The sequence below is a fragment of the Riemerella columbina DSM 16469 genome, assembly GCF_000374405.1.
Taxonomy (GTDB): Bacteria; Bacteroidota; Bacteroidia; order Flavobacteriales; family Weeksellaceae; genus Riemerella; species Riemerella columbina.
Genome location: NZ_KB894259.1, coordinates 1 through 5,080, shown reverse-complemented (window position 1 = coordinate 5,080; position 5,080 = coordinate 1). Strand labels below are relative to the sequence as shown.

At 36.1% G+C, this 5,080-nt stretch carries 9 protein-coding genes and 1 pseudogene; all 10 read right to left on the bottom strand.

Annotated features, from left to right (window positions below):
* A pseudogene (locus C237_RS14010) lies at positions 1-561 on the bottom strand (hypothetical protein); the annotation flags it as partial.
* Between the two features lie 120 nt (positions 562-681).
* The gene (locus tag C237_RS14750; RefSeq protein WP_018676254.1) at positions 682-831 is read right to left on the bottom strand and encodes a hypothetical protein; all 150 of its coding nucleotides are present in this window, start codon (positions 829-831) and stop codon (positions 682-684) included.
* Between the two features lie 2 nt (positions 832-833).
* The gene (locus tag C237_RS0109460) at positions 834-1,133 is read right to left on the bottom strand and encodes a hypothetical protein (protein WP_018676253.1); all 300 of its coding nucleotides are present in this window, start codon (positions 1,131-1,133) and stop codon (positions 834-836) included.
* Positions 1,134-1,139: 6 nt separating this feature from the next.
* Positions 1,140-1,343 (bottom strand): hypothetical protein, encoded by a 204-nt coding sequence (locus tag C237_RS0109455; protein WP_018676252.1) that lies wholly within the window; start codon positions 1,341-1,343, stop codon positions 1,140-1,142.
* The gene (locus C237_RS0109450) at positions 1,340-1,786 is read right to left on the bottom strand and encodes a NinB/YbcN family protein (protein ID WP_018676251.1); all 447 of its coding nucleotides are present in this window, start codon (positions 1,784-1,786) and stop codon (positions 1,340-1,342) included. Before C237_RS0109450 ends, C237_RS0109455 begins: the two co-directional genes overlap by 4 nt.
* The gene (locus C237_RS0109445) at positions 1,783-2,496 is read right to left on the bottom strand and encodes a lambda exonuclease family protein (protein ID WP_018676250.1); all 714 of its coding nucleotides are present in this window, start codon (positions 2,494-2,496) and stop codon (positions 1,783-1,785) included. The genes C237_RS0109450 and C237_RS0109445 overlap by 4 nt, the downstream gene beginning before the upstream one ends.
* Positions 2,496-3,080 carry a hypothetical protein gene (locus C237_RS0109440; RefSeq protein WP_018676249.1) on the bottom strand — a complete coding sequence of 195 codons (585 nt, stop codon included), beginning with the start codon at positions 3,078-3,080 and terminating at the stop codon, positions 2,496-2,498. The genes C237_RS0109445 and C237_RS0109440 overlap by 1 nt, the downstream gene beginning before the upstream one ends.
* A gap of 23 nt (positions 3,081-3,103) precedes the next feature.
* Positions 3,104-4,168, bottom strand: coding sequence for a coiled-coil domain-containing protein (locus C237_RS15105; protein ID WP_018676248.1), 1,065 nt, complete (start codon positions 4,166-4,168; stop codon positions 3,104-3,106).
* Between the two features lie 255 nt (positions 4,169-4,423).
* Positions 4,424-4,618 carry a hypothetical protein gene (locus tag C237_RS14745; protein ID WP_018676247.1) on the bottom strand — a complete coding sequence of 65 codons (195 nt, stop codon included), beginning with the start codon at positions 4,616-4,618 and terminating at the stop codon, positions 4,424-4,426.
* Between the two features lie 5 nt (positions 4,619-4,623).
* A complete protein-coding gene (locus C237_RS0109425) occupies positions 4,624-4,995 on the bottom strand; it encodes a hypothetical protein (RefSeq protein WP_018676246.1) in 372 nt (123 codons plus the stop codon).
* Between the last annotated feature and the right edge of the window lie 85 nt (positions 4,996-5,080).

Here is a 5,080-nt window from a genome sequence, read left to right as displayed (position 1 = left end):
TTCTTTTTTTGGCGCAACTTTTTTTCTTTTCTGCGGTTCTGGAGGAATATCGGATTCTAAAATTTCGGCTTCGCCACTATACATACCTTTTGGTTCTTTTTCTAAAAGAACATTATTCTTATATTCTTTTAGTTCTTTATATTCTTTATTTTGGTTTGTCGGTGGTTTGTCGGTGGTTTGCCGATGGTTTGCCGATGGTTTGTTTTGTGGCTCATCGGTGGTTTGCTTATCGTTGTAAACCTCGTATTTTACTAACTTTATTATGGTTTGTCCGTTGATTGTTCGCTGGTTTATTCGTCCTAAACTTGCAAGGTTTTTTAGAAAGTTTGAAACTTTGGTGCCTCCCCAGTTCCATCGCAATTCTAAAAATCTTCTACTTGCAGGTATTTCACCTCTTTGCAACTCAATCACTTTTCCGTTAACAATTTCGGTCGATGCTTCAAATCGTGCCATTTGGATTAAATCCAGCCACGCTTCTGCCTTCGAGTAAACTCGTGCTTCGTTCCATAAGAAGTCTTCAAAATACCCTCTATTTAGTTTTATAAACCCTTTTTGTTTCATTAGACAACCTTTACCTTTCCGTTTTTTTCCTCGTATTTAACCTCTACATCAATAATCTGATACCGAAGTTTGTCAATCTTATTAAACCCTCTTATTTTCGCCGTTAAGCGATTTCCTTTTTTACTTTTTGTTATTATTACCATATTGTTTTGCTTCTTTTATGGCTTCTTGTCGGCTCTTTGCATTTAATGTTTTCTGTTCTTTGTCATTCCAGATAAAAAACTTAGACCCCATTTTCCCTAGCCAATAGTTTGTTCCTTCTATTTTCATTTTTAAAATGGTAAATCGTCATCATCATCTTGAAAATCTTGGGCATCGGCATCTTGGACTTTTGGCGTTGATTTTTTAAGATTTCCTACAAAAACAGATCTGATGTTATCCTGATGATATTCTTCTTTCATCGGTACGGATATAGAGCCATCGTTTTTATATTGGTCTGGTTCGTCGCTAATGTAGATATTGACATTGATATATCTCGTTCCGTTTTCGTGTTTGTATGTTTTTAGTTTGCCTGTTTTAAGGCTTTCTAATAGTTTGTCGTAGTTGATACTACCGTAAAATGATTGTGCCATGTTGGTTTATTTTTTATCGTTTAAATGTTCTAATAATCTATCTGCGGTATGTACCGCTTCTTTCGCTATATCACATAGGTTATTTTCTAAATCTGTGGTTAAAAGTGATTGCATTGCTAATCCTGCGAAATACTCCCTTTTAGTTAGTTGTAGTTCCAGATTTTTGGCTGGGGGTGGAGGAGGTGGTGCAAATTCTCTTGTTCTTTTCATAGGTATATTTGGTTTGCGTGTTTTTCTAATTCGTTTTTAATCTCGTCTAAGTGTGTTAAATCACTTGGTTCTGGTAGATACAATCCCAATCCTTGTACTGCGTAATTCCTAAATCGCTCAATAGCGGTGGTCATTTCTGTTTTGGTTAGGTTTGCAGTGCTTTTCCATGCTTCTCTAAATTCGCCTGTTTTTTTGTTTACATATTCGGTTTGAAACAAATCACGGTTTACCTCTTTCTTAAATACTTCCTGCTTGATGTATTCGAGTGTTTCGCCATATTCGAGGGCGTACCAACCCAATATCAAGTGCAAGTAGTTGTTTTGACTAATACTCCTTTTTCGGCTTTTCTCTACGATTTCAATTCGTGCTTTTTTGTCAAGCAAGAACTTAACTCGGTTGATTGCCTGCTGGCGGTATTCTTCAATTGAGGTGTCGAAAATCATATCATCATTTCCTTTTTGCGTTTTTCAGCCATTAATAGGCGTTTCTTTAGCAACTCTATATCTTCTTCGTTTCGCTCTATTTCAAGGGTTAGAATTTGATGATTTGGGTTTGTAAACCTATCATCGTAACTAATGAAATAGCCTTTTTCTCTATATGTTGTTAACAAATTGCCTTGTATCTGCCAGTAGTAATTGGGGCAATGCTTTTTCAAATCTTCTGCATTTTTAAGGTTCTTCAGATAGAATAGGTGTGTTTTCGATTTCGGACACTTAACCTCAATCAACTCTTTAATATCAATCAATCCGTCTGGTGTTCCTCCAAAATAACTGCACAACTCTATAAATTCTTGATTGTCGCCGGTAGCAAAACACTTTAGTCCCGTTTCCTTTTCAAATCGTGCAATGGCTTCTAATTCGGTGTCGTTGCCTCTTTGCATATCATCGGACTTAAAGCGGTCCGCACCCTTACCATCAGTAAGCATATCTACTATAACCTCTTCGATATAGGTTATTGCTCCTTTCGGCAACTCATCTTTATCTAAGCAAGTCATCAATCGGTACACCTGCGACGAAGTGAATTTTCCTCTGCGTTGGGCGAGCCATTGTTCTTCTCGGTTTTTTTCTTCTACCTCTCTATTATGAATACTCTCAATAGTTTGGAGGTACTCTGGGGGAATTGCACCCCCAAAGAAATCATTACTCCCAACCATTAGAATAGATATTTTTGAAATGGATAGTCGCCTTTCCAAATAGCGTTAAGGTCTAATAACTTTTCATCTTCTAGCGTTTTTACAACATCTGCTACTTCTGCATTCAATGGCTTATGAGGCTTTGGCATTACTTCAAATTCAGTATCAAAACGCCCTGTGCCTTTTCTAATAATGTTAATATCAAAGTTTCTAAGGTCGCCCCAATCTTCGTTGTTTAGATAATTCAGCAAAGACCTGATGATAGTAATTTGGGTTATTTCTAATATTTTCGGCGTGTTAGTTTTTCTATCCCAAACCAACATAATCCAAAAGTGTCTACTGCCTTCAAGATTGCCTTTTTCATCTCTTTTAGCATTGCCTTCTTTCAATTCATCTTCTGTAAAGTCGCCAAGCGTTTTGCTTTCCACTTCATAAGGTCTTCTGTGTGGCTTGTTTTCTTTATCAAAATACACCCAACCCATGAGAGGGGTTGATAAAATTCTGATAACATTGTCGCCTGGTTCAATTTTCATGAACTGCTTAGTTTTGTCAGGTAGTTGATAATTTTGTGGTATGAAACCACCTTTTTGTACTTGATTTTCCATTTTTTTTAATTGTATTAAGGTTATTATTTAAAGTTTTCAATATGTTTGATAAAGTCTTTCACACCTTGATTTTGTATGTTTGCAAAGGCTTCAATTTCTTTTGCCAATGCCTTATCTTCAACATTAGGAGCACCATGTATAAAGAGGTCTTTTGCCCATTCTAAAACCTTTTGTTTTTCGGGTTTCAAGGCTTCTAATCGTTCAGCCTCTGCCTTTGCTCTCTCTTCGGCTTCTTTTTGTTCTTTGGCTTTGCGTTCGGCTTCTTCTTTGGCTCTTTGTTCAGCCTCTTCTTTTGCTTTTCGCTCTGCTTCGGCTTTGGCTAAGGCTTGTTTTTCTTCTTCTAACTTTTTGCGTTCAGTCTCTAATTTCTCTTGCTCTTCACGCTGTTTTTTCTCAATAGCCTCACGCTCAGCTCTCAATCTTTCTTCTTGCTCTCTCTTCTCAGCCTCTAATTTCTCTCGCTCGGCTTTTAGTTGTTCTTTTTCTAATCGCTGTGCTTCGGCTTCTTTTAGATTGTTTGCTTTTTGCTCAAATAGTTGCTTTACGCCTCTAATTTTTTCGTTAAAATCCAACTCAAACTCTTCAAACTCGGTAATGTCAATTTTGTATAAGTTTTGCTCAAAATCCACTCGCAAAGTTTCAATCATATCGAAAGTCAATTGATTGATTCTATGCGTTGCAGTTTCAATTACGCTATCGATTTTCTTCTTAATAGTCGCTTTTCGCTCTTCTTCAATTCGCTGTTTTTCAAGACGCTCTTGCTCTTTTTCTTGCTCGTAGCGTTTTACTTCTTCTTGCTGTTTATCCTCGTGTGGCTGTGTGATAGCAATTAGCGATTTAGTTGCATCCATTGTCATTTCTCTAAAAGCCTTTATTTTAGAAGCGATAAGTCTATCTTGCTTCTCAATATCGGTTCTTGCTGATTTGAGTGCTGTTCTCGCTTTCTTTGCCTCATTGTAGGTTGTGTTGTCTACAATCTCTACATAAGGATTTTCTTTTACGATTTTCAATTGCTTTTCTTTTAAGCCTTGCAATTCAGGCAGTTGATTTACATCAACTTTTTCGATTTCAAAAATTGTCTTTTCCATTTTTCTAATTGTATTAAGGGTTAATATTCTTTTTCTTTAAAATACCTGCCTGAATATTGTTCATCATCAAATTTTACCAGTATTTCTAACTTATCAGGCAGGTTATGTTACCTCTCGGCTGTTGCATTATTTACGGCTAACCGTTTCCAGATTTTGAGTAGACCGAGAGATTTTATTTTTTATGAAAATAGCCCGTAGCCTCTTCTAACTGGCAGAAGCCATAGATAGTAGCCTATTCTTTTTGCCTTTTGGGCTTTATATCTTTTTACTCTGTTCATCTTGAAAGAATTTTGTTACCGCCGTTATTACTTGCTTTTCATTTGCTTTTATTGCTAATGCGGTTATTATTAGTATTAATGCTGTAAGTATTACATTTTCATCTTGTGTATCTTCTACATTGCATGAATAAAGGCAGGCGTAAACTATATATAAGTTGATTAGGGTTTTCATAGTGTTTAGTCTAAAATTTGAACTTCTAAAGTTTCAGCGATGTATTTTTCGATTGCTTCCTTTTCTTTTTTGTCTAGGCAAATCACATCGTATTCGGTGTCTTCTACATAGGTTATATTTACCTGTATTTGTTTGTATTCTCTTGCTTCGTTGAATACTCTACCTCTTGTATAATCGTAGTCGTAAGTTGATTTATAGAATAGAAAAGCGTCGAAGAATAACGAACCAACGCCGTCAAGTACAATTTCTCTATCCACAACAGAGCAACCGTTTTGCCCTCTGGTTTCAATAATGTACCAATCGCCCTCTTTTGCCTTTAAAGCCTCTAAGAATTTGAAGCCTTGTTTTGTTTCTGTGTTTTTTGCTATATTTGCCATTCTAATTGTTTTTAAGGATTAACATTCTTATTAAACTCGCTCTCTAATTGCCGTTAGAGGGCTTTTTTGTTTTTCTTTTTTTTTT